The sequence below is a fragment of the Streptomyces sp. NPDC005483 genome, from assembly GCF_040606035.1.
Taxonomy (GTDB): Bacteria; Actinomycetota; Actinomycetes; order Streptomycetales; family Streptomycetaceae; genus Streptomyces.
The window spans coordinates 60,870-83,925 of record NZ_JBEXEA010000010.1; the positions used below are offsets into that span (position 1 = coordinate 60,870).

Here is a 23,056-nt window from a genome sequence, read left to right on the forward strand (position 1 = left end):
GTGACGCGGGGCCACGGATGTCAGGGGCCGGCGCGTCACGGTTCAGGTGCGCGCCGGGACAGTGCGTTCGGCGACGGCCAGGGCGTGCCGCTGCATCCGAAGGTGGGCGTCGAGGGCGCGGCCGTACTTTCCGGCCAGTTCGCCGACGTAGTGGGCCTCGCGTCGCTCGCCGATCGCGCGCAGGGAGACGAAGCGGGCGCAGGTGGCGTCGGCGACCGCGATCCGGGTCTCGTTCGCGAAGGTCCTGGCCTCCTCGGCGCGGGTCTGCTCCGCGCTGTGCTCGCGCGTGGACTGGCGTGCCGCGTCGGGGTCGGGGAAAGGGTGGCCCGCCTTGTTCATGCAGTGCGACCAGGCGCGCACCGCGCTCGTGAACTCCTTGTCGTGCAGCAGCTTGTCCACGTACAGGGGGCGCAGGTTCCTGACAGTCACGTCGGAGCGGAACCACGCCGCCGGATCGCCGTACAGCATCTCCTCGGCCTGGCCGGCGCAGCCGCCGGACTGCTTGGAGATCGTGCCGCCGGACGGCGTCGGCGACTTCAGCACCACGGCGTCCCGGCCGCCGTCCATCGCGATGTCGAAGGCCTCCTGGCGCGAGCGGGAAAGGGACTTGCGGTAGGCGATGTTGGGGTTGTGCAGGCGGGTGCGGTCTTCCTTCGCCATGATCCGGCTGCCGTAGCCGTGGCGGTGCGCCCAGTCGACGTCGTCCTGCACGTAGCCGACCGGCCGGCTCTCCTCCAGGCCCAGTGGCTCTTCCTCCCAGTAGCGGAAACCCCGCTTCCTCATGCAGAGCGTGATCAGGTGCTGCTCGGCGTCGGAGATCCGCAGGTCCTGGGCGTAGGTGAGCTTCGTGGCGGCCGCAACGGCTTCGGCCTTCGCGGCCGGCGAGGTGCGGTGAGCAGCGTTGGTGCCAGCCGTGCAACCGGTCAGGACGAGCGAGGCCAGCGCGGCGATCGCGCCCACCGCGGCGGTCGCGCGTCGCGTACTGCGTCCACTCGGTACCACCGTCCGGCGTGGGGCGTCGGTGCGCTTCATCGGCATACTCCCGGGGCGAGGTCGAACTGGCTTGTTCTTACGTGCCGTTGACGCCCCGGAAGGCACGTTCGTATGCCCCTGGAACTGCGGTTTTTTTCTCGCGCCGACGGTCATACAAGGACGGCGCGCCAGCCGTCTTCTCTGCTCGGCCAGGAGGACTATGGACGCCCTGTTCGGCGCGTCCGCATGACTGCGTAGCGCCGGGTGCCGACCTCATGCCGTCGCCCTCGGAGCAGGCTCCGCCTCTATCGGGAGATAGAGCGCCGGATACACGCCGGCTTCGCGCCGCTGCTGATCTGCTGGGTGAGCTTGAGCAGTTCTTTTCGGTGCAGTGGCAGCGGTGGCGCTCCGGGTTGAAGCTACGACGCTTCGACCCATCCCAAATGGGCCGGCGCCGGTGGAGCCGGGGACCCCTTGCGGATGCCGTGCCCGGCGTGCGGGCCCAACTTGATGATCACGCGTGGGACCGGCCGGGAGAGGGGCGGTCGGCCTCGACCCGGGGCCGGTCGGCTCCTTGCACCGCGGGGTGTCGGCATGTTGAGCTCGGCACGTGTCCCGGAGTGAGGAGGACGCGATGCGACAGCCACAGCTCGACGAGAGCACAGTGACCGCGCTGGTCGCCGAGGCCACGACGGCTCCGTCCATGCACAATGCGCAGCCCTGGCACTTCCGCTACGAAACCGCCGAGCGCCGCCTCCTGCTGCGCGCCGACCCTGAGCGGGCCATGCCCGGCTCCGACCCCGACAACCGTGCGCTGCACATCGGCTGCGGCGCGGCCCTGTTCAACCTGCGCGTGGCCGCCGCCCACGCGGGCCTGAGCGCGCAGACGCGGCTTCTGCCCGAGCCGGGTGACCCGTTGCTGATGGCCGCCGTCCAGCTGGCCGACCCCGCCGGAGCACCCGAGGTGGAGGACGATCTCGTACGGCTGCACGCCGTGATCCGGGAGCGGCACACCAGCCGTCACCCGTTCGCGGAGAAGGACGTACCCGAAGACGTACGGGCCCGGTTGCAGCAGGCCGCGGCCGCGGAGGGCGCCGTGCTGGTCTTCCCTGGTCCCTGGCACGTCGAGACGGTGCTCGACCTCGTCCATGACGCGGAGAGCCGTGACGCGCTGGACGCCGACACGAGGAAGGACCTCGAGCGCTGGACCCGGCTCGGGTCAGAGGCGGACGTCGCCGTCGACGGCGTCCCCGAGTACGCGTTCGGGCCCCGCAAACGGGACGGCAAGGCTCCGCTGCGGGACTTCGCGGGACGCCGTACGGTGGCCGACCGCGGCAGCACCGTCTTCGAGTACACGCCTCAGCTGGCCCTGCTGAGCACCTCCGGCGAGGGGCCCGCCGACTGGCTGCGCGCCGGACAGGCCCTGGAGCGCGTCCTGCTCGAGGCCACCGAGGCCGACCTGGCCACCTCCCTGACCTCCCACCCGCTGGAAAGCACCGACCTGCGGCGCCTGGCTCGCGACCCGGTGCAGGGCATCGGCCAGGTGCAGATGGTGCTGCGCCTCGGCTACGGACCCCGCGGCCCGGCCACACCTCGCCGGTCCGTGGCCGACGTCCTCGACATCGTGTGACCGGACGGCGGACGAGCGGAGAGTTCGACGACGCGCTCGGTGTCGGGTGCGGCGTTCAGTCTTCGGTGAGGTCGGTGCCCTCGGCGCGGAGCACGTGCAGACGGCGCCGGTACTCCTCCTCGTCGACCTCGCCGCGCGCGAACCGTTCGGCGAGCAGCTGCTCGGGCGAGGCCGACTTGGGCGGTGCCCAGGGCGCGCGGTGCGGACCCGTCGGCTGCGGGCGGTCGAGGGCACGCAGGAGCAGCACGAAGGCGGCGATCAGCAGCCCCCAGAAGACGATCATGCCGAGGGACGCTCCGAACCACCCCCAGCCGCTCATGTGGCGGTCGTACCAGAACATCATGGGGATCACTTCCTGGCGTCGACGACCGGAGTCGGGATGCAGCTGCACCGGGATGCCCCGGCCACCACCACGGTCCCGCTGTCCGGCACGGTTGGGCAGGGGCCGGGTTGCCCATGGCGTGGGAAAGCGGTCCCGGCCGAGTCACCGGGAGCACGATCGGAGTCACTGGGAGCACGATCGTGGTCGTCGCCACCATCGAGGGCACCGCCCGTCCGCGAGACACCGCATCCTCGCCCCGTACAGGGCCGTGTCGATCCGGCCGCGCAGGCGTTGCCGTACCAGTCGGCGTTCGGCCGCCTTGAACGCTACGGGCGGTCACGATCAGCCTGAGCATCCGCAGCTGTGCGGGGCAAGGGCCGCTCGGGTCACCCCATGGGCCGAGTGGGATGTTCCGCTGCTCACTGCCGAGGACCGGCAGTTCGACGCGCTCGGCCGTGCGGACCACGTACTGGAGCGCCGTACCGAACAGCCAAGGCATGCCGCGAACGCCCTCCTGAGTGGCGTGTGGCGCACCGTGCAGGAGCCGCGGCCGACGTGTTCGAGAGCGGCGAATGCGAGATGACCTGCAAAACGGAGCGTCGTCCTGTTGACGCGGCCGCGTGCGCGGTGAGCGAGGACTCGGGGGTTGGGCATGTGCACCGGCCTCCCACCGGCGCAGAGGGCCCAGGTCCCACGCATTGGCCCGAACGGCCGGCCGGTCCCAGGACCAATGGGCCCGTCCGGGGACTTGTGGCCGCTCACCGCAGTCATGGCCGGGCAGAAGGATCGGTCACGGGTCGACCGATCCCCCAGCCGCCCGCACAAGGAGCACAGCGATGTCCAGAACCACAGGGTGCGGGACCGGGCCCGCTCCCCGGGCGGCACTGGGACTGCCCGCCGCGTCCGCCCTCGCGATCGGCAGCGTCATCGGCACCGGTGTGTTCGCCCTGCCGTCGGCGCTCGCACCGTACGGGGTCACAGTGGGCGCGCTGGTGTCGGCCGTGGCTTTCGGAGCGCTGTCGAAGCGCGTATCGGCGAGCGGCGGCCACGCCGTCTTCGTACGTGAGGCCTTCGGAGAGTTCGCGGGATTCCTGAACGCCTGGTCGTACGGGATCACTCGCCGCGTGGGCCGGCACGCCGCGATCGTCGTGGCCCGGCTCGGACATGCGGAAGTGGCTGTTGCCGTACCAGGTCAACGACAAGACGCCGGCGGCTGCACGGAGAACCGGCTGCACACCATCAAGGCCGTCCTCGTCGCCGCACTGGAGGACTGAACCATGCGCATCGTCATCGCCCTCGGCGGCAACGCCCTGCTGCACCGCGGCGAACGTCCCGACGCAGACGTCCAGCAGGCGAACATCGACCGGGTCACCACCGCGATCGCCGCCCTCGCCCATGAACACGAAGTCGTCCTCACCCACGGCAACGGGCCCCAGATCGGCCTGCTCGCGGTCGAGAGCGCCTCCGACCCCGCTCTGAGCGCCCCCTATCCGCTCGACCTGCTCGGCGCCCAGACCCAGGGCATGATCGGCTCCCTGCTGGTGCGTGCCCTGTACGACACGCTGCCCGGACACCGGATCGCCGCGCTGGTCACGCACACCCTCGTCCGGGCCGACGACCCCGCCTTCCGGCATCCCATGAAGTTCGTCGGCCAGGTCTATCCCCGAGCCACCGCCCGCTCCCTCGCCCGGGTGCGCGGCTGGCACATCGCCCAGGACACCGCCGGATGGCGGCGCGTCGTCGCCTCGCCCGCGCCCGAGCGGATCGTGGAGACCGAGACGATCCACGACCTGCTCAACATCGGCACGCTGGTGATCTGCGCCGGCGGCGGGGGCGTCCCCGTCATCGCAGACAAGGACACCGCTGCGCTGAGCGGAGTCGAGGCCGTCATCGACAAGGACCTGACCGCCGCGCTGCTCGCCGAGGACCTCAAGGCCGACTTCCTGCTCATCCTCACCGACGTCCCGAACATCTACGCCGACTACGGCACCCCCGAGCAGCGCCCCGTTCTCGACGCCACCCCCGCCGACCTGCGCCGCGGCTGCTTCCCCGCCGGTTCGATGGGCCCGAAGGCCGACGCGGCCGCCCGGTTCGTCGAACGCACCAGGGGCCTGGCCGCGATCGGCGCCCTCGACGCGGCGTACGAGATCGTGCACGGCAGGTCGGGCACGCTCGTCCGCCCGGAGATCCCGGCGGCCTGAGCGGCGCCCGGCACTCCGTACGGAGTGAGGGAGACCTCCCTCACATCGGCCCCGTGGGGCACGCGGTGCTGCAGCACGCTGTGGCGCCGGTCGCGGTGGTACCGCACGACTGAGTTCGGTGGGCGGAGGCGGGCCTGCTTGGCTCAGTGCCCTTTTTCTGGCGAATTGATGCTGGTTGATCTCAGAAGAAGCTGAGAATTTCCTGTGCCAGGCTGGCCCGCGCCTGATCGACATCTTCGTGGCCAACCTGCTGGAGGAGATCTACCCATGAGCCTGGTGAACGGCCTGCCTGCGCACGTTCTGCTCGTGCATTTCGTCGTCGTGCTCGTTCCCCTGACCGGGTTGGCACTCGCGGCGTGTGCGATCTGGCCGAGTGTGGCCCGGCGCATGGGTGTCGTGCTGCCGCTGCTCGCGCTGGTGACGCTGGTGAGCGTCCCGGTCACCACGGGGGCGGGGGAGTGGCTGGAGGAACACGTCGCCAGCGATGCGCTGGTGCGCCGGCACGCCGAGCTCGGCGACGGCCTGCTCCCGTGGGCCGGGGCCCTGTTCGTTCTGGCTGTCGTCGTCTGGTGGAGGGCCCGCCGCACCGCCGAGTCCGGAACCTCGCACGGCACGCGCCGGTCCGCCGCGCCGGTGCGCATCGCGGCGGCGGTTCTGTCGCTCGCCGTGGCCACCGGAGCGGTTGTGGACGTCTACCGCATAGGCGACTCAGGGGCGAAGGCCGCGTGGCACGACGGCTACTCCAAGACAGCATCAGGTGGCCACGGGGACGACGACTGAACTGCCGCGGTCCCGCCCCGAGGGTCGGGGCGGGCGGATGTGGGCAGGGCGCTCAGCGGGCGTCCTGCCTGTCCGCCTCGATCACATACGTCCCGTCGGTGGTTGGTCGCTTCAGCCTGTCCGCTTCACACCTCTGGCAGGCTGTCGATCGCCCCGGACGGGCGTTCGGCCGCGCACAGTCCGCACCGCTTGCAGTGGTCGAGGTCGATGGCGAACTCCTTGCCGGGGCCCAGCTTGTTGATCGCGTTGTCCGGGCAGACGCCGTAGCAGTCGTCACATTCGAAAGCAGTTGCCGCACGACATGCAGCGCCGGGCCCCTACGACAACGGGGTGAAGCCCGGCCAACACCTCCCCGCTTGGACGTCCCCACACCTTCCCGCGGACCACTGCACTGCAGCGTCCCCGGCGAAGGAGCCCAGCCGGGAGGGGGCCGCGTGGCCTCGACGGGGGGTCGAACGGCCCTTTGTTCCTGATCAGGCCTTCTCCGGCGGAGGAGCCCACCGGAACCCGGAATGGGGCCACTCGGCCCATGCCACAGCCGGGTCCGTGCCCGAGTCTGAAGGTGTCCCGAGATGAGCATGCTGCGCGACGCGAAACCCCTGGAGGACGCCATGCACGGCACTCCGCACCTCGTCAGCGATGTGATGACCCGCACCGTCGTCGCCCTAGGCCCCCGAGCGACGTTCAAGGACATCGTCAAGACCATGCAGCACTGGAAGGTCGGCGCCATGCCCGTGCTGGAGGGCGGCAGCCAGGTGATCGGGGTCGTCTCCGAGGCCGACCTGCTGCCCAAAGAGGAGTTCCGTGACGGCGACCCGGACCGCTACACCCAACTGCGCCGCCTGGCCGACCTGGTGAAGGCCGGCGCGGTGACCGCCGAGGAGCTGATGACCGCCCCGCCACTGACCGTCCCCGCGCACGCGTCCCTCGGACAGGCCGCGCGGATCATGGCGCTCCACAAGGTGAAACGCCTGCCCGTGGTCGACGACGAGGGCGGGTTGCAGGGCATCGTCAGCCGGTCCGACCTGCTGAAGGTCTTTCTGCGGGACGACGAGGACATCGCTGATGAGGTCCGCCGAGAGATCGTCGCCCCTCTCTTCCCCGCACCGCTCCTTCCGATCCGGGTGGAGGTCCACGACGGACTCGTGACGCTCACCGGAAGGATCGCCGACACCGGCCTCGTCCCCCTCACCACCCGCCTGGTACGGGCCGTCGAAGGCGTCGTGGACGTCGACTGCGCGCTCATGGGCCCGCACCGCAGACCCGACCTCGACCCGGATCTCCCGGACGGCGGGACGAGCACGCAGCCATCGGGAGTCGGCGGCGAGTCATGAGGGGGTGGTACCAACTGGCGTTCAGCGGGCGAACGTTGAACGCCAGGGCCCATCGGGTCCAGTAGGGCACCGGTCGGCCTGTGGCCAAGAAGAGGAGGGGAACGAGATGGCTGGCATGATCGAGCGACTGCCGGGCCGGCCGACCCTGCCCGACCTGTTCGGCTGGGTCGAGACCGGGTTCCCCGGGGCGCACACCGTCCCCGGGCTGCACGGCATCCGCATCGAGGAGCAGCTTGCGGAGGAGCGGTACGTGGTGCGGGCGGAGCTCCCGGGCATCGACCCGCGAAGGATGTCGAAATCACCGTCACGGAAGGCGTTCTGACCCTGCGGGCCGAGCGCAGTGAGGAGACGACGCAGAAGCACCACACGGAGTTCCGCTACGGCACCTTCGCCCGCTCCGTCCGGCTGCCCGTCGGCGCCAAGGGGGATGAGGCCACTGCTGATTACAAGGACGGTGTTCTGACCGTCACGATCCCGGTGCCCGAGACGAAGACGGGCACGAAGACCATTTCGGTGCGGCACGGCTGAGTGAGGGGAGCGCCCAGCCGTAGCCCACGTGCGCGGCCGGTACGCCGGCCGCGCACGCGCCTGTCCGGGCCAGGAACGGTGCAGCGCTTCGGACCCGGACCCGGTGCAGGGCCGACCGGGCCGTCGCGAGGTCCTTCGGCCCAGTGACCGGAACACTCCGCTCCGCCGAGTCTGGAGACACCCGCAGTGGAGGGAGAGGAACGATGACTGTCTCCACCCGCATCGCGATCATCGGTGTCGGCGATCCGAGCCGCCACGACGAAGGTGTCGCCCGAGCGGTGCTCTCCCGGTTGAGGGAACGAGCCGCCGAACGCCCTCTGCCCCCGGGCACGTTGCTCACCGAATGCGACCCCGACCCGGCCCGGGTGATCCGGCTGTGGGAGAACGCGGAGCTTGCCGTCGTGCTGGAGCCCGCCCATGCCCGTCCGAGCCATCCTGGCCGCATCTACCGCCTCGAACTCGGCGGCGCGGCGCTGCGGCGGGCCGGCACGATGCGTCCGTACGGCCTGGGGGAAGCCGTCAACCTGGCCCGGGCGCTCGGTCGGCTGCCCGGACACCTGGTGGCGTATGCCGTAGACGGCGCGGACACCTCGTTCGGCCGGGGGCTGTCCGAGCCCGTCGCCGCGACGGTCGGGCACCTGGCCGAATGCGTCGAGGCGGAGATCGTGCGCCACCGGGGCGCAGTGGCGCGGGACACGGCGGAAGGCGTCCGGCCATGAGCGGCGGGAAGGACCCCACCCGCTTCTCGCGGATCCTGATTGCGCGGTGCACGGCCCCGAGCCGTTTCCCCGCGTCTTTCCGGGTCCTTCCCGTCACCTACAGCACACCACGCGGGCCTCGACGGGGCCAGGGCCGAACGGCCCCGACCGCACCGCATCCGTAGATGCCGAGACCGTCATGACGGTGTACCCCCTCGTCATGACGACGGGCGGGGGCAGGAACGGACGGTCCGGACAAGGTCGTACGGTCATCGCGGTGTGCGGTCCGCGCGCAGGGCCAGGACGGGACAGGCGGCGACGGCTCGGCGGGCGTGGGCCTGCAGGTGTGCGGGGACGGTCGGCTGTCCCAGGACGGGGAAGCCCCATTCGTCGAGGTCGACGAGTTCGGGGAGGAGCTCGGCGCACAGGCCGTGGCCCGTGCACGCGATCCGGTCGATACGCAGGGTGCGGGTGCGGGTCATCGCCATGCCTCCGGGGGCTCGGCGGGTGGTACGGGGAGCAGGGGTGGCCGGTGGCCGGCCGGGCAGGCGCCGTGCGTGAGGTGGTGGTCGACGTCGTCGGCGAAGACACGCAGGGCGGAGGCGGCGAGTCGCGCGGCGCCGTCGGGGTGTCGGCAGGCCCCCCGGTCCGGCAGCAAACCGGTGCGCCGGCGCAGGCGGGACAGCAGGGCCGGTTCGGCCCGTCCGGCGGCCAGGGCGGCGAAGTCCTCGGCCACGGCGGGCAGTCCGAGACGGCAGGGGCCGCACTGACGCGCGCTGTGCGCCGCGAGGTAGGCGAGCACCCGTGCCGTCTCGGTCAGCCCGCAGGCGGCCCGGGGAAGGGCGACGATCACGCCCGCGCCCGGCGCGGCGCCCAGCTCGGCCAGGTCGTGCCGGGTGAGGGGGGTGTGCAGGTGCGTGGCCGGCAGCCAGGCGCCCGCGAAGCCACCGAGCAGCACTGCCCGCAATGGTTCCGTGGGCCCGCCGGCACCGTCCAGGAGCGCCGCGAGCGGAGTGCCGAGCGCGACCTCCAGGACCCCGGGAGCGGCCACGGCACCGGAGACGGTGACGAGTGTGGTGCCCGGCTCTTCGGGCGTCCCCGTCTGCCGGAACCAGTCCGGACCGTAGCGGGCGACCAAAGCCAGATGGGCGAGCGTCTCGGCGTTGTGGACGAGCGTGGGGAGCCGCGCGACACCGCGCTCGTGGCTGCGCGGCGGGTGGCCCAGCGGCCGGGCCTCGCCCCCGTTGAGCCAGCGCACCAGGGAGGTCGACTCGCTGGACACGTAGGCGTGCGGGAGGGCGTGCGGCAGCAGCGCCACGGCGTCGAGGCGGGCCCGTCTGCGGTCGTCCACGGCGGCGTTCAGCTGCCGGTACTGGGCGGGGCGACCGCGCGGCAGGCAGATGTGGACGGTGTCGGCGCCGACCGCCTCCGCGGCGAGGACGGCACCGTCCAGGACGAGGTGGGGTGCGACCGCGAGGAGGAACTGGTCCTTGCGGCTGGGCGGTTCGCTCTCCATGGCGTTGACGACGACCACGGCCCGACCCCGTCGCGCCGCCACCGCACGCAGCTTGGCGGCGGTGGGGAAGCCGGCGCCGCCGCGGCCGGTGAGCCCGGCCGCCTCCACGGCCCGCACCAGAGGCACCGCGTGGCGGTGGCCGCGCGCCACGGCGACCGGGGGAGGCCCGTACCGCCGTAGGTGCTCCCGCAGGTCGGCGGGCCTACCGGTGTCGTACCAGCCCGCCAGGAGCCGGGCGGTGGCGGACGCGCCCGTCGCGTTCGTGCCGTGCGCGTCGGAAGCCGTCGGAACCGAGGAGTTCATCGTCCACCCCCGAGATGGAGTGCGATCGTGGCGGCGGCACGCTGGGCCCAGCCGGGCTGCAGCGGCCCGGCGGCCAGGAACGCGGCAAGCAGCACCGGTACGGCGGCCGCGGTCACCGCGGCGACGAGGCGTCCCCCGACACGTCCCGGGCCGGACTTCGCCAGCCGCCACCACACCGCGCCGACCACGGACATGAGACAGCCCGCGTACAGCCACAGCTGCAGCGACAGCCGGGTGTCGGTGCCCGTCCCCACGCCGTGGAAGAGGGCGACCGGCCAGGCCGCGTACGCCAGCAGGTGCACGGCCTTCCAGCGGCGCGCCCCGATACGCGACCGCACCGCGCTGGTGACCAGGACCGCCAGCAGCAGATCGAGCGCGACCGTGCCCAGCCCGAGCCAGAGCGGACGGTACGACGCACCGAACGGAACCACGGTCACCGTCCATCCCAGATGGACGAACGGGTCGAGCACCGCGGTGACCACGTGCGCGATCAGGAACACCAGGGTCAGCACGGACAGGTTGCGGTGCAGCAGGCCGATCTCGAAACGGCCGATCCGCCGCGGAGCCGCGCGCCCTCCGGCGGCGATGCCGAGCACCACCGTGGCGGTGAGCAGCAGCAGCGCCAGGGTGCCGCCGGCCCGACTCGCGTACCAGAGGGGGCTGCCCGTCAGGGCCAGGGCCGTCATCGCGCACCTCCGGGGAGGGCATCGGACGGCCAGCCGCCGAGACGTACGACGCGGCCATCCGGGTCCACCAGGCGGGCGGGGAGACCGGTGCGGCGCAGCCAGTCCTCGGCCGAGTGGCCCAGCACGATCGCCGCTGTGCTGGCGGCGTTGGCGTCCACGCAGTCGGCTGCCGCCACGGTGACGGTGTGCCAGACGGGCGCGGCGGGCTCACCGGTCATCGGGTCCACGATGTGGTGCACGCTCCGTCCGGCCCGCCGCCAGGTGCGCACCCGGACACCGGAGGTCGCCAGCGCGCCGGTGGTCACCGCGACGGTCGGGCAATGGGCCCGCGCAGGCTGGGCGTGGTCGTCGGCGAGGGCGATCCGCCAGCCGCCGTCCGGCGGTGTCCCGGCCACCGCCAGATCGCCGCCCAGGTTGACCACCACACCGCAGCCGGCGGCGGCAGCGGCCCGGCGGGCGGCCCGGTCGGCGGTGAGGGCCTTGGCGGACGAGCCCAGGTCGAGGTAGGTGTCCACGGGCAGGCGCAGCCGCCGGTCGCGAGGATTCCAGACGATGCTGCGCCAGCCGGGCGCGGGTCGGAACACCGGCAGGGGGCGTACGTCGTCGGGTCGCAGGGAGGAGAAGGTGCGGTCGTAGCCGAGCGCGATCACCGCGCGGCCGACGGTGGGGTCCACGGCTCCGTCGGTGAGTTCGGCGGTGCGCAGCGCGGCCTCCAGTGCCTCGGCGAAGCGCTCGCCGACCGTCACCGCGGTGCCCGCGGCCAGGTTCACCCGGGTGAGCTCGGAGTCCGGCCGGAAGCGGCTGCACGTCGCGTCCACGGCGGCCAGCTCGGCCCGCAGGACCGCCTCCGCGGCAGGCAGGGCGGGCGGGTCGGTCACGAGCAGCGCGGCCGTGGTGCCGAGGGCGGGAAACACCGCCTCGGCGGGCGCCGGCACGGGGGACCGGGGTGCGGCTTGACTGGTCATGACGCCCCCGTCGTGGACTGGGGCTGCTGTGGGGTGGGGGTGGGCGGCTGCGCCGGAGCCCGCAGGGCCGGCTGGGTCGTGCGGGCTGCCCCCTCGCCTTCGTCGTCATCGCCTTCGTGGCTGCCGGAGTCGTCGCCGGTGGCGCCGTGGGTGGCTGTGGAGGAGGGGGCGACCGGGTTGTGTACGACCGGTGCCGCCGGGGTGGGTGGCGTCGGGCTTCCCGGCAGCAGGTGGGTGTAGACGGCTCCGAGGGCGGCGGTGCCGGCGAGGGCGGCGACGGCGATCCACCGGGTGAGGCCGCGGACCCGCGTCACGCCGCGATCGCGTGCGCGCGCCGCAGCACCGGGCGGGGCGGCGGGGTCGAAGTCGTGCGGCGGGAAGGACATGGCAGCGGCTCCTGGAGGATAGGCGGCCCGGGTTCGGCTGCGTGCATCTCCAGGCTGTGCGGCCGGCACCCGGGAACCTGCTCACCTCTTCTTCAGAACCGGTAAAGATCTCCGCCGCTCACGCACTGGCCGCCGGCACGGACGTCGCCCGTCGCCCGTGCTCACCTCGCGGCCACAGCGGCAGATCCAGTACGACGGTCAGCCCGCCCCCTGGAGTGTCCTCCAGATCCACGGTGCCGCCGTTGACGGTGACGAGCCGGTGGACGATGGCCAGCCCCAGCCCGGTGCCCCGGGCCTCCGGATTGCCGAACCGGTGGAACGCGGCTGCCTTGGCGTCGGTGTCCATGCCGGGACCGTCGTCCCTGACCCGCACCCTGGCGAAGCGGCCCGCCACCCCATGTCCGACCGTGACACTTCCGCCGTCGGGAACGGCGTCCACGGCGTTCGCAATCAGGTTGTCGAGGATCTGCTCCAGGTGTCCGCTGCCCAGCGAGGCGGTCAGGGCGGGTCCCGAGGGCGTGCTCAGCAGCACGTTGCGCTCCTCGGCCACGGGCGACCACGCGTCCACGCGTGCCGCCACCACCTCGTCGACCCGGACGGCGACCGGACGCGGGGTCGCCTGTTCGGCGCGTGCCACCGCCAGCAGCCCGTCGACCAGTCGGGACAGCCGGGCGATCTCCCCCTGAGCGGCGGCCAGTTGCTCCGCGGTGTCGCCCTCGGCTCCGGCCGCCAGGACGTCGAGCCGCAGTCGCAGGGCGGCCAACGGTGTGCGCAACTGGTGCGACACATCGGCGATCACGGCCCGGTGGCCGTGCACCAGAGCCTCCGTACGGCCCGCCATCGTGTTGAAGCTGGCGGCCAGTCGGCGCACCTCCGGTGGTCCCCCGTCGACGACCGCCCGCTCTCCGAGGGCACCCTCACCCAGCCGCTGGGCGGCGGAATCCAAGGTCGACAGAGGTCGGCTCACCCAGCGGGCCAGGCGCACGGACAGCAGCACGGACGCGGCGAGCCCCAGCAAGCCGATCCCGGCGGACCAGCCCCAGATCGCGGCGATCCGGGCATTCAAGGGCGCGGCGGAACGAGCCAGCACGACGGCACCCACGGGCTCTCGGACATCACCGGCAGGTTCCGCGGCGAGCAGGCGGCCCTCGTTCTCCGGCGGCACCGGCTCATGTCCGGCCAGCACCCGATCCACCAGCTCGCGCGCCTCCTCACCCTGAGCGGCCGAGCACTGCGTGCCAGCCACCAGCCGCGCGGACGCGTCGTACACGGCGGCGCAGTCGCCCGCCTCGGCCGCGGCGTGCAGCTCCTGACGCATGGCGGTGGCCGGCCGGTGATCGGAGAGATGTTCCTCGGCCGCCGCGGCGATCCCCCGGGTGGTCGCTTGCTGGTCGTCGCGGAAGGCCACGCGTTCCCGGGCCGTCATCAGCGCCCCGAGCGGTAGGACCGCCAGCACCAGCAGAACGGTGGTCAGCGCGAGGAGTGTCACGGTGATCCGGCGGGTCACGGCTGCTCCCGGAGCCCCTCGACCGCCCCGAGCCGGAACCCGTGCCCGTACACCGTCTCGATCAGCCCCGGCGCGCCGAGCTTCCGGCGCAGTGCCGCGACGTGCACGTCCAAGACCTTGGTCGGCCCGTACCAGTGGGCGTCCCAGGCCCGTTCCAGGATCTCCTGCCGGCTCACCACCCGTCCCGGATCGGCGGCCAGACACTCCAGGATGCAGAACTCCTTCGGCGTCAGAGAGACCGGGGCGCCGTCCACCGCGACCTGTCGGGTGCGCAGATCGACCGCCAGCGGCCCGTGCCGCAGGATCTCCGGTCCGGCCGGGCGCCGGCGGCGCAGCACGGCACGCATCCGGGCCAGCAGTTCGGCGAGGCCGAACGGCTTGACCAGGTAGTCGTCGGCGCCCTCGTCCAGGGCGACCACCCGGTCCGCCTCCTCACCCCGCGCTGTCACGGCGATGATCGCGGCGTCGGACCGGGCACGCAGGCGCCGGCACACCTCGACCCCGTCGATGTCGGGCAGCCCCAGATCGAGGAGGACGACGTCGCAGGACGCGGCCGCCAGGGCGGCCCGGCCGGTGCGGACGCCCTCGACCGCGTATCCGGCCTGCCGCAGACCGCGCACGAGGGACTCCGCGATGCCCCGCTCGTCCTCCACGACCAGGACTCGCGTCTCCTCGGACTCCCCTCGGGTCCGTCCGTTCATGGTTGCGATCCGCCTCCTGGACGGTCAGGTGCGCCGCGTCCGTGCGTGTTTCAGTGTGCGCCGCCCTCGAAGCCCGACGGCAGGGCCGTTCGACCCACACTTCACGAACGCAACTCGCTTCCGTCGATTCCGGCATCGTGTTACGGACCACCCGCCCGGGGAGGGCCGGACGGTGCGCGGATGCGCCCGTCCAGCCCATGGGGCAGCGATCGCAACGCACTGCGCCGCCGTCGCAAGCGCTGCGTCGCTCCGCCGCCGAGCGTCACTCGGCCGTTCTCGGCCCTCACTCTCTCGCCACCTTCAGAAGGTGACGCGGCAGAGCGAGGCGGGACGGGGCCGACCGGCTCATGCGGATCGCACGGACCCGGGACAAGCTGGAAGTGCGGGGCAAACCCGGCGGCGACTCGGATGCTCGGCTCTTGCCCGTCGACGGCGGTTGGCCGGGCCGGGACGCCGTAAGCGATCAGGAGAGTGAGGGGTGACATGAAAGGCTACGTGTTCCACGGCCCCGGGCAGGCCGCCTGGGAGGAGGTCCCCGACCCCGGTCTCCAGGAGGCCACCGACGCGATCGTGCGGGCCCACGCCGTCACCATCTGCGGGACGGACCTGCACATCCTCAAGGGCGACGTGCCCGAGGTCCGGCCCGGCACGATCCTGGGCCACGAGGCGGTGGGCGAGATCGTCGAGGTCGGCGCCGACGTGCGCACCGTGCGTCCCGGAGACCGGGTCCTGGTCTCCTGCATCAGCGCCTGCGGACGCTGCCGCTACTGCCGCGAGGCGATGTACGGCCAGTGCCGGGGCGGCGGGGGCTGGATCCTCGGCCACCTGACCAACGGCACCCAGGCCGAGTTCGTCCGGGTCCCCTACGCCGACCTCTCCGTGCATGCCCTTCCGAGCGCGGTGGACGACGAGGACGCCGTACTGCTCGCCGACATCTTCCCGACGGCCTACGAAGTGGGTGTGCTCAACGGTCAGGTGCGTCCCGGAGACACCGTCGCCGTGGTCGGGGCGGGGCCCATCGGCTTGGCCGCGATCGCCACGGCCCGGCTGTTCGCCCCCGAGCGCATCGTCGCCGTGGACCTTGCCGCGTCCCGCCTCGAGGCGGCGCGGAAACTGGGGGCCGAGGCGGTGGCCGACGCGAGCGAGGAGCCGGAGCAGCTGATCGCCGACCTCACCGACGGGCTCGGAGCCGACGTGGTCATCGAGGCGGTCGGCGTGCCGGAGAGCTTCGAACTGTGCACCCGCATGGTGCGGCCCGGCGGGCACGTGGCCAATGTCGGCGTGCACGGCAAGCCCGCGACCCTGCACCTGGAAGACCTGTGGATCAAGAACGTGACCATCACCACGGGGCTGGTGGACACCCACTCCACGCCCACCCTGCTGCGGATGGCGGCGTCCGGACGGCTGCCGACCTCGCAACTGGTCACCCACACCTTCCCGCTCGACCGCATGGAAGAGGCGTACGAGGTCTTCGCCCACGCGGCCGAGACCGGGGCGCTCAAGGTCGTCCTCGGCGGACCGCGGCGCGAGGTCGTCGCCGTCCACGCAGCATGACGGGCACCGGCGCCTTCATCCGGTGCCGAGCGGAACATGACGCGGCATGTGGGCCGAACGGCCCCGTCCGGGGCCGAACCACCCCTGCTGCAGCCCGGCTGCGGGTGCCACGGTGAAGGTGGGTCATGGGCTGAACAACCGTACAGACCGACGAAAGGCGGTGGGGACGATGGAGCTGCCCCTGATCGTGGGCGTCGACGGATCGGACGGGAGCCTCGCGGCGGTCGACTGGGCCGTGGACGAGGCGGCTCGGCACGGTCTGCCCTTGCGGCTGGTCTACGCCTCCCTGTGGGAACGCTACGAAGGTGCCGTTCCGTCGGAAAGCCTGGAACGCCCCTCCGAGCGGGTGATGGCGGAGCACGTCGTCGCCTCCGCGACGGAGCGCGCCCGTCGGCACAACCCGGAGATCAAGGTCACCGCCGAGGTGGTCCCCGAGGAAGCGGTGGCCGCGTTGCTCCGTGAAGGCCACAACGCGTCCGTCCTGGTGACGGGCTCACGCGGCCGTGGCGAGCTGGCGGGCTTGCTCCTCGGCTCCGTCGGACTGGCCGTGGCGGCCCGTGCCCACGGCCCCGTGGTCGTCGTCCGTGGCGACAAGGCCGGGCTCGAGGCCACTCACGAGCGGATCGTGCTCGGTGCGGGCGAGTCGGCGACCAGCGGTGAGGCAGTGCGGTTCGCCTTCCGTGAGGCCGAGGCGCGCGGGTGCACCCTGGACGTCGTACGGGCCTGGCGCTGCCCCGCGCACGAAGGTGCCGACCACCCACGGCTGGCCGAGGATCCGGCCCACCGCCATGAGGAGCGGGCGTCCGCTCTGCTCGACTCCTTGCTGGAGGACGCAGTCGCGGACCACCCGAAGGTCCGGCTGCGCCGCAGCACGGTCGAAGGACCGGCGCGCAAGGTCCTCCTGGCGCGGTCGGCCGCAGCGGACCTCCTGATCGTCGGAGCGCAGCGCCGTACCGGTCACGTCGGCCTCCAACTCGGCAGGGTGGCCCACACGTTGCTGCACCACTCCGACTGCCCGGTCGCGGTCGTGCCGCAGCAGGCATGACCGTGCGCCGTCCGCCGGCCCGCGCCACGTCCCGCAACGCGCTCGCACCGGTGTTGCGCGACGTGTGCGCCGTCGTCTTCGACACCGACGGAGTGATCACCGACTCGGCCCGGGTGCGTGCAGCGGCGTGGAAGACGGTCTTCGACGCCTGCCTGCACGCCCGTCCGACGCATGACCCGGACCGACGCCGCCGGCTCGACGTAGGGCACGACTGTCCGCGGAACGCATCGGCCTCCGCGTCCCGCTCGGACGACGGCGAGGCAGCCCGTCCGGGCCGGCCGGGCGAGCCGCGGCCTGGCCTCTTCCTGGTGGCGGGCCATTGCGGCGGAGTCGCCCTGGTGATCAGCGTGGAGCGTCCGGTCGGTCCAAGGGCCGGGGGCGGAGTGCTGCGGCACGTGCCCGACATCGTCGTACCCGACCGGGCAGAACCTGTCGCGCAAGGAGCGTCGAAGTGACCGGCTGGACCTGGGAGTACGAGGGCTACGTGCCCGCCGACGAACGCCTGAGGGAATCCCTCTGCACGGTGGGCAACGGCTACTTCGCCACGCGGGGCGCCTTGCCCGAGTGCGCCGCGGACGAGGTGCACTACCCAGGCACGTATGTGGCCGGCTGCTACAACCGACTCACCTCCGAAGTGGCGGGTCACCAGGTCGAGAACGAGGACATGGTCAACCTGCCGAACTGGCTCCCCCTGCGCTTCCGCCTCCCCGGGCAGCCGTGGGTCACCCCCGACACCGCGACCGTGCTCGAGCACCGCATGACCCTGCACCTGTCCGCCGGGCTGCTGGAGCGACGCACCCGCTACGACCTCGGTGAAGGACGGGTTCTGGCGGTCCGTCAGCAGCGCCTCGTGTATATGGCGGACCCCCATCTGGCCGCGCTGCGTACCGAGTTCACCGCCGAGGGCTTCTCCGGCGGGCTCGATGTCGAAGTGGCCCTCGACGGCGGGGTCACCAACTCCGGCGTGCCCCGCTACCGGGACCTGGACGGCGGCCACCTCACCCATGTGCACACCGGGACGGCCGCCCCCGACACCGTGTGGCTGCGCTGCCGCACCCGCACGTCGGACATCCGTATCGGCATGGCGGCTCGCCTCCGTGCCGATGAGCCGGCCACGGTCGGCCACGAAGTCCTTCGCGCGGTCCAGCGGTTGCGCCTGGAACTGGTGGCGGGGAGCACCGCCGTCGTCGACAAGACCGTCGCCCTGCACACCTCGCGCGACCCGGCGATCAGCGACCCGCTGTTCGCCGCCGTCGACCGGGTGACCCGGGCGCCGGCCTTCGACGAGATCCTGGAGACGCACCTCACGGCCTGGGACCAGCTCTGGCGTCGCGCGGACCTCCAGGTCGACGGCGAGGCGGGCCGCATCCTGCGGCTGCACCTCTTCCACGTCCTGCAGACGCTCTCCCCGCACACCGCCGACCTCGATGTCGGGGTGCCCGCCCGCGGCCTGCACGGCGAGGCCTACCGCGGACACGTCTTCTGGGACGAGCTGTTCGTCCTGCCCTATCTCAACCTGCACTTCCCCGAGGTGTCCCGCGCCCTGCTCCGCTACCGGCACCGCCGGCTCGAACAGGCCCGCACCGCTGCGTCGGAGTGGGGCCGCCGGGGTGCGCTGTATCCCTGGCAGAGTGGCAGCGACGGGCGCGAGGAGACCCAGCGACTGCACCTCAACCCGCGCTCGGGACGCTGGCTGCCCGACCACTCCCGGCTGCAGCACCACGTCGGATCGGCCATCGCCTACAACGTGTGGCAGTACTGCGAGGCGAGCGGCGACGCCGAGTTCCGGCACACCAAAGGCGCCGAGATGCTGCTGCAGATCGCCCGTTTCTGGGCCGACTCCGCGGTCTACGACGAGACCCTCGGACGGCACCGCATCACGGGCGTGGTCGGTCCCGACGAATACCACGACGCGTATCCCGGCGCGGCGGAACCCGGCCTGGACGACAACGCCTACACGAATGTCACGGCCGCCTGGGTGCTCGCCCGCACGCTGGAGCTGCTGGACTCCCTGCCCGAGCCCCGGCGGCGCGAACTCGTCGAGCGCGCGGGACTGGACGGCGGCGAACTCGAACAGTGGGAGGACGTGTCCCGCACCCTCCATGTGCCCTTCCACGACGACGTGATCAGCCAGTTCGAGGGCTACGGCGACCTCGCCGAGCTCGACTGGGACGGCTACCGGGAGCGGTACGGCGACATCAGGCGGCTCGACCGGATCCTGGAGGCGGAGGGCGACACCGTCAACCGCTACCGCGCCTCGAAGCAGGCCGACGTACTGATGCTGGGCTACCTCTTCTCACCGGCCGAACTGCAGGGCCTTTTCCGGCGCTTGGGGCTGCGGCTCGACGAGGACACCTGGCGGCGCACCGTTGACCACTATCTGCGGCGCACCAGTCACGGGTCCACACTCAGCGGTCTGGTCCACGGTTGGGTGCTGGCCCGCGCCCGGCGCGCGGAGGCATGGAAGTTCTGCCAGGAGGCCCTCCAGGGCGACATCGCCGACGTTCAGGGCGGCACCACCGGCGAGGGAATCCACCTGGGCGCCATGGCCGGCACCCTCGACCTCGTCCAGCGCGGGCTGACCGGCCTGGAGACGCGGAACGGAGCACTGTGGCTCGATCCCGTACCCCTCCCGGAGCTGTCCTCGTACGGCTTCGCCCTGCGCTACCAGGGCCACTGGGGAGTGCAACTCAGGCTGGAGCGCGGACTGCTGGAGATCGCGGTGCCCTCCTCCGACGGCTCACCGATCGACGTACGACTGCCGGACCGGGCGGTCTGCCTGCAACCGGGGGAGACGGGCCGACTGGTGCTCGGAGACTGACGGCGTAGCAGCGCGGCCCTCGTCATGGGGCCCGCAAGGACGACGTGGCCAGGTCCTCAACCGGTACGGCCGCGCACGCGGCGATCGCCCTGGCGGTGAACGAGGACGCCTTCGCCGCCGTCGACTCCGGGCCGCGCTGTGGCGGCAAACTCGTCCGTCGACCTGTTCACAGGCTCGCGGCGTGATCGAGGACGTAGGTCTGCAGATCGCGCGGCTGGCGCCGGCCCTGCCCGATGCCCCGGATCGCGGGGACGTCATCGACCGGATGCCCCGGGCCGGCTGGGCTTCGAGGGCCGATCGGCCCACCCGTAGCGCCCGGACAGCCCCTGTGGCCGCCGTCCGTTCCGCTGGAGGCTCGAAGGGTGAGGTGACCCGGAGGAGAGATCTGCGATGACGCACGAAGCACTCACCCGTCCCATGGTTCACGCCCTGCTCGCGGACGGCACCACCGTGTGCATCCGTCCCGTTCACCGGGGCGACCACGACCAGCTCCAAGGGCTGTACGAGGAGATGTCCCCGGAAAACCTCCGGCTGCGGTTCTTCGCCGTCAGCCGCCGCTCCGCCGAAATGGCGGCCGACCGGGCCTGCGGCACACCGCGGCCTGGATACCGCGCCCTGCTGGCCGAGACGAAGGGCCAGGTGATCGGGCTCGCCGAGTACGACACAGGCGGCACCGGCACCACGGCCGACATCTCCATCACGGTGGCCGACGGACTCCACCACCGCGGCGTCGGCACCCTCCTGGTCGAGCACCTGGTCTCCGCCGCCCGCGCCGAGGGCGTCACCGCCTTCACGGCCGATGCCCTCAGCGAGAACCGCGAGGTGCTGCGGCTCTTCGCCGACCTCGGCCTGCGCACGACCCGCCGCTTCGACGGCCCGGAGGTGCGCTGCACCATCGCCCTCGACGACAGCGACACCTACCTCACGGCCGTGGAGGAACGCGGCCGCGCCGCCGACGTGGCCAGCCTCGAACCGCTGCTGCGACCGAACGCAGTCGCTGTCCTCGGCGCCGGACGCAAACCCGCCTCGGTGGGCCGGGCGATCCTGCACCACCTGCAATCGGGCGGGTTCAACCGGCGTCTGTTCGCGGTGAACCCCGGCGCTTCCGCGATCCTCGGCGTGCCCTCCTACCCGTCGGTCGCCGCCCTGCCCGTGACACCCGACCTCGCGGTTCTCGCCGTGCCCGCCACCGCGATCCCGGAGACCGCCGAGGAGTGCGGCAAGGCAGGCGTACGCGCCCTCCTCGTCGTGACCGCGGGCCTCGACGCCGACCAGTCCCGGGCGCTGACGGCGACCTGCCGCTCGTACGGCATGCGCCTTGTCGGTCCCAACTGCCTCGGCATCTCCCACACCGACCCGGCCCTGTCCCTGGACGCCACCTTCGCCGCCGGCCACCCGCGCCCCGGAACCGCGGGCGTCGCCGTACAGTCCGGGGGCGTCGGCATCGCCCTGCTCGACGGGCTGTCCCGGCTCGGCATCGGCGTCTCCAGCTTCGTCTCCCTCGGTGACAAGTACGACGTCAGCGGCAACGACATGCTTCAGTGGTGGGAGAGCGACGGCCGCACCGATCTCGCCCTGCTGCACCTGGAGTCCTTCGGCAATCCGCGGGCCTTCTCCCGTACCGCCCGCCGCGTGACCCGCCGCATGCCGCTCCTGACCGTGGACGCGGGCCGCACCGACGCGGGACGGCGCGCCGCCGCCTCGCACACGGCGGCCGCCGCCACCCGCACCATGACCCGCGGTGCGCTGTTCACACAGGCAGGCATCACCGCCACCCGTTCGGTGGGCGAACTCCTGGAAGCCGCAGCCCTGTTGCACTCCCAGCGGCTGCCCGACGGCTCCCGGGTCGCGATCGTCACCAACGCGGGCGGAGCGGGCGTGCTCGCGGCGGACGCCTGTGCCGAGGCCGGGCTGACCCTGCCACCGCCCACCCCCGAACTGATCGACGACCTGCTCGCCGTCCTGCCCGACGGCGCCGCCGTCGGCAACCCGGTCGACGCGACCGCCGCCGTCACGGAGGAACAACTCACGGACTGCGTGGACCGGATCATGCGGCACAGCGGTGTCGACGCCGTGCTGGTGGCCCTGGTCCCCACGGCGCTCGCCGTGGCGACCGGCGACGACCTCGTCCGGGCCCTCACCCGGGCCCCGGCCCGGCGGACCAAGCCGATCGCCGTGATACGGCTCGAACAGGCCCTGCCCGTCGAACTCCTGCCGGCCGACGGCGGCACCGTCCCCTCGTACGCCGAACCCCAGGCGGCGGCGCGGGCGCTCGCCCACGCGAGCCGGCGCGCCGCCTGGCTGGCCCGGCCCGCGGGCACCGTCCCCAGCCTCGACGGGGTCGACACGGCGCGCGCCCACGCCGTCGTCGAGACCTACCTCGAGGCGCATCCGGACGGTGGCTGGCTCGACCCGCGTACCTGTGCCGAACTCCTCGGCTGCTACGGCATTCCGCAGTCGCCGTGGGCGTGGGCGGAGACCGAGGACGACGCAGTCCTCGCCGCCGACCGGCTGCGCGGCGCCGATGGCCGGGTGGTCATGAAGGGGCACTGGCCCGGTCTGCTGCACAAGACCGCCGAGCACGCCGTCCACCTCGACCTGCGCGGCGACGCCCAGATCCGGGCCGCCTTCCGGGACCTGGAGACCCGGTTCGCCGGCCTGCTGACGGGCGTGGTGCTGCAGCCGCTGGCCGACCGCGGCACCGAGCTGTTCGCGGGGGTCGTCCAGGACGAGGTCTTCGGGCCGCTCGTGCTCTTCGGCCTCGGCGGTACCGCCACCGAGCTGCTCGCCGATCACGCCGCCCGGCTCGCCCCGCTCACCGACAACGACGTGCACGACCTGATCACGGCCCCCCGCTGCGCCCCGCTCCTGTTCGGTGCGAACGGCGCGCGGCCCGTCGACCTCGCGCGCCTGGAACAGCTGCTGCTGCGGCTGTCCCGGATGGCGGCCGACCTGCCGCAACTGGCCGAGGCCGACTTCAACCCCGTCCTCGCGACGCCGGGCGGAGTCAGTGTGCTCGATGCGCGTGTGCGCCTGCTGCCGCGCAGGCCCCAGGACCCGTATCTGCGGCGACTTCGCTGAGGAGGCTGGACACATGAGGAGGCTAG

The 23,056-nt window shown here is 72.6% G+C and carries 24 protein-coding genes; 14 read left to right on the forward strand and 10 right to left on the reverse strand.

Annotated features, from left to right (window positions below):
- Window positions 1-42 precede the first annotated feature (42 nt).
- Complete coding sequence (locus ABZT06_RS20485; protein WP_355742419.1) at window positions 43-1,032, reverse strand: hypothetical protein; 990 nt, start codon at window positions 1,030-1,032, stop codon at window positions 43-45.
- A 574-nt stretch (window positions 1,033-1,606) separates the two neighbouring features.
- Here ABZT06_RS20485 and ABZT06_RS20490 point away from each other — a divergent pair.
- On the forward strand, window positions 1,607-2,602 hold the full coding sequence (locus ABZT06_RS20490) for a nitroreductase (RefSeq protein WP_355742422.1): 996 nt from the start codon (window positions 1,607-1,609) through the stop codon (window positions 2,600-2,602).
- A 55-nt stretch (window positions 2,603-2,657) separates the two neighbouring features.
- Here the strand turns inward: ABZT06_RS20490 and ABZT06_RS20495 are convergent, their stop codons facing one another.
- Window positions 2,658-2,945 carry an SHOCT domain-containing protein gene (locus ABZT06_RS20495; RefSeq protein WP_355742425.1) on the reverse strand — a complete coding sequence of 96 codons (288 nt, stop codon included), beginning with the start codon at window positions 2,943-2,945 and terminating at the stop codon, window positions 2,658-2,660.
- An 815-nt stretch (window positions 2,946-3,760) separates the two neighbouring features.
- On the opposite strand from ABZT06_RS20495, the gene ABZT06_RS20500 reads away from it, so the two are divergent.
- The 3 genes from ABZT06_RS20500 to ABZT06_RS20510 all read left to right on the forward strand — a co-directional run bounded on the left by ABZT06_RS20500 (window position 3,761) and on the right by ABZT06_RS20510 (window position 5,905).
- Window positions 3,761-4,198, forward strand: coding sequence for a hypothetical protein (locus ABZT06_RS20500; protein WP_355742428.1), 438 nt, complete (start codon window positions 3,761-3,763; stop codon window positions 4,196-4,198).
- A gap of 3 nt (window positions 4,199-4,201) precedes the next feature.
- Window positions 4,202-5,125: a carbamate kinase gene (locus tag ABZT06_RS20505; RefSeq protein WP_355742431.1), complete on the forward strand. Its 924-nt coding sequence runs from the start codon at window positions 4,202-4,204 to the stop codon at window positions 5,123-5,125.
- A gap of 267 nt (window positions 5,126-5,392) precedes the next feature.
- A complete protein-coding gene (locus tag ABZT06_RS20510) occupies window positions 5,393-5,905 on the forward strand; it encodes a DUF2231 domain-containing protein (protein ID WP_355742434.1) in 513 nt (170 codons plus the stop codon).
- Between the two features lie 125 nt (window positions 5,906-6,030).
- Here the strand turns inward: ABZT06_RS20510 and ABZT06_RS20515 are convergent, their stop codons facing one another.
- Window positions 6,031-6,147: a hypothetical protein gene (locus ABZT06_RS20515; protein WP_355743063.1), complete on the reverse strand. Its 117-nt coding sequence runs from the start codon at window positions 6,145-6,147 to the stop codon at window positions 6,031-6,033.
- Between the two features lie 369 nt (window positions 6,148-6,516).
- On the opposite strand from ABZT06_RS20515, the gene ABZT06_RS20520 reads away from it, so the two are divergent.
- The 4 genes from ABZT06_RS20520 to ABZT06_RS20535 all read left to right on the forward strand — a co-directional run bounded on the left by ABZT06_RS20520 (window position 6,517) and on the right by ABZT06_RS20535 (window position 8,486).
- Window positions 6,517-7,239: a CBS domain-containing protein gene (locus tag ABZT06_RS20520; protein ID WP_355743066.1), complete on the forward strand. Its 723-nt coding sequence runs from the start codon at window positions 6,517-6,519 to the stop codon at window positions 7,237-7,239.
- A 106-nt stretch (window positions 7,240-7,345) separates the two neighbouring features.
- Window positions 7,346-7,561, forward strand: a complete 216-nt coding sequence (locus ABZT06_RS20525) for a hypothetical protein (RefSeq protein WP_355742437.1) — start codon at window positions 7,346-7,348, stop codon at window positions 7,559-7,561.
- Window positions 7,562-7,563: 2 nt separating this feature from the next.
- A complete protein-coding gene (locus ABZT06_RS20530) occupies window positions 7,564-7,767 on the forward strand; it encodes an Hsp20/alpha crystallin family protein (RefSeq protein WP_355743069.1) in 204 nt (67 codons plus the stop codon).
- A gap of 203 nt (window positions 7,768-7,970) precedes the next feature.
- Complete coding sequence (locus ABZT06_RS20535; protein WP_355742439.1) at window positions 7,971-8,486, forward strand: hydrogenase maturation protease; 516 nt, start codon at window positions 7,971-7,973, stop codon at window positions 8,484-8,486.
- Window positions 8,487-8,734: 248 nt separating this feature from the next.
- Here ABZT06_RS20535 and ABZT06_RS20540 read toward each other — a convergent pair whose 3' ends face one another.
- The 7 genes from ABZT06_RS20540 to ABZT06_RS20570 all read right to left on the reverse strand — a co-directional run bounded on the left by ABZT06_RS20540 (window position 8,735) and on the right by ABZT06_RS20570 (window position 14,529).
- The gene (locus ABZT06_RS20540; protein WP_355742442.1) at window positions 8,735-8,947 is read right to left on the reverse strand and encodes a ferredoxin; all 213 of its coding nucleotides are present in this window, start codon (window positions 8,945-8,947) and stop codon (window positions 8,735-8,737) included.
- Window positions 8,944-10,284: an NADH-ubiquinone oxidoreductase-F iron-sulfur binding region domain-containing protein gene (locus ABZT06_RS20545; RefSeq protein ID WP_355742445.1), complete on the reverse strand. Its 1,341-nt coding sequence runs from the start codon at window positions 10,282-10,284 to the stop codon at window positions 8,944-8,946. The genes ABZT06_RS20540 and ABZT06_RS20545 overlap by 4 nt, the downstream gene beginning before the upstream one ends.
- Complete coding sequence (locus ABZT06_RS20550; protein ID WP_355742448.1) at window positions 10,281-10,970, reverse strand: ferric reductase-like transmembrane domain-containing protein; 690 nt, start codon at window positions 10,968-10,970, stop codon at window positions 10,281-10,283. The genes ABZT06_RS20545 and ABZT06_RS20550 overlap by 4 nt, the downstream gene beginning before the upstream one ends.
- Window positions 10,967-11,935: an FAD:protein FMN transferase gene (locus ABZT06_RS20555; RefSeq protein ID WP_355742451.1), complete on the reverse strand. Its 969-nt coding sequence runs from the start codon at window positions 11,933-11,935 to the stop codon at window positions 10,967-10,969. Before ABZT06_RS20555 ends, ABZT06_RS20550 begins: the two co-directional genes overlap by 4 nt.
- Window positions 11,932-12,321, reverse strand: coding sequence for a hypothetical protein (locus ABZT06_RS20560; RefSeq protein ID WP_355742453.1), 390 nt, complete (start codon window positions 12,319-12,321; stop codon window positions 11,932-11,934). Before ABZT06_RS20560 ends, ABZT06_RS20555 begins: the two co-directional genes overlap by 4 nt.
- Window positions 12,322-12,439: 118 nt before the next feature.
- Window positions 12,440-13,828 (reverse strand): HAMP domain-containing sensor histidine kinase, encoded by a 1,389-nt coding sequence (locus ABZT06_RS20565; protein WP_355742455.1) that lies wholly within the window; start codon window positions 13,826-13,828, stop codon window positions 12,440-12,442.
- Complete coding sequence (locus ABZT06_RS20570; RefSeq protein WP_355742457.1) at window positions 13,825-14,529, reverse strand: response regulator transcription factor; 705 nt, start codon at window positions 14,527-14,529, stop codon at window positions 13,825-13,827. The genes ABZT06_RS20565 and ABZT06_RS20570 overlap by 4 nt, the downstream gene beginning before the upstream one ends.
- A 483-nt stretch (window positions 14,530-15,012) precedes the next feature.
- Here ABZT06_RS20570 and ABZT06_RS20575 point away from each other — a divergent pair, with 483 nt between their 5' ends.
- The 6 genes from ABZT06_RS20575 (at window position 15,013) to ABZT06_RS20600 (ending at window position 23,030) form a co-directional block, all read left to right on the forward strand.
- The gene (locus ABZT06_RS20575; RefSeq protein ID WP_355742459.1) at window positions 15,013-16,083 is read left to right on the forward strand and encodes a zinc-dependent alcohol dehydrogenase family protein; all 1,071 of its coding nucleotides are present in this window, start codon (window positions 15,013-15,015) and stop codon (window positions 16,081-16,083) included.
- Between the two features lie 169 nt (window positions 16,084-16,252).
- Window positions 16,253-17,128 carry a universal stress protein gene (locus tag ABZT06_RS20580; protein WP_355742461.1) on the forward strand — a complete coding sequence of 292 codons (876 nt, stop codon included), beginning with the start codon at window positions 16,253-16,255 and terminating at the stop codon, window positions 17,126-17,128.
- Window positions 17,125-17,583: a hypothetical protein gene (locus ABZT06_RS20585; protein ID WP_355742464.1), complete on the forward strand. Its 459-nt coding sequence runs from the start codon at window positions 17,125-17,127 to the stop codon at window positions 17,581-17,583. The genes ABZT06_RS20580 and ABZT06_RS20585 overlap by 4 nt, the downstream gene beginning before the upstream one ends.
- On the forward strand, window positions 17,580-19,949 hold the full coding sequence (locus ABZT06_RS20590) for a glycosyl hydrolase family 65 protein (protein ID WP_355742467.1): 2,370 nt from the start codon (window positions 17,580-17,582) through the stop codon (window positions 19,947-19,949). The genes ABZT06_RS20585 and ABZT06_RS20590 overlap by 4 nt, the downstream gene beginning before the upstream one ends.
- 44 nt (window positions 19,950-19,993) lie before the next feature.
- Window positions 19,994-20,134 carry a hypothetical protein gene (locus ABZT06_RS20595; protein WP_355743110.1) on the forward strand — a complete coding sequence of 47 codons (141 nt, stop codon included), beginning with the start codon at window positions 19,994-19,996 and terminating at the stop codon, window positions 20,132-20,134.
- A 205-nt stretch (window positions 20,135-20,339) separates the two neighbouring features.
- Window positions 20,340-23,030: a GNAT family N-acetyltransferase gene (locus ABZT06_RS20600; RefSeq protein ID WP_355742469.1), complete on the forward strand. Its 2,691-nt coding sequence runs from the start codon at window positions 20,340-20,342 to the stop codon at window positions 23,028-23,030.
- The last annotated feature ends 26 nt before the right edge of the window (window positions 23,031-23,056 follow it).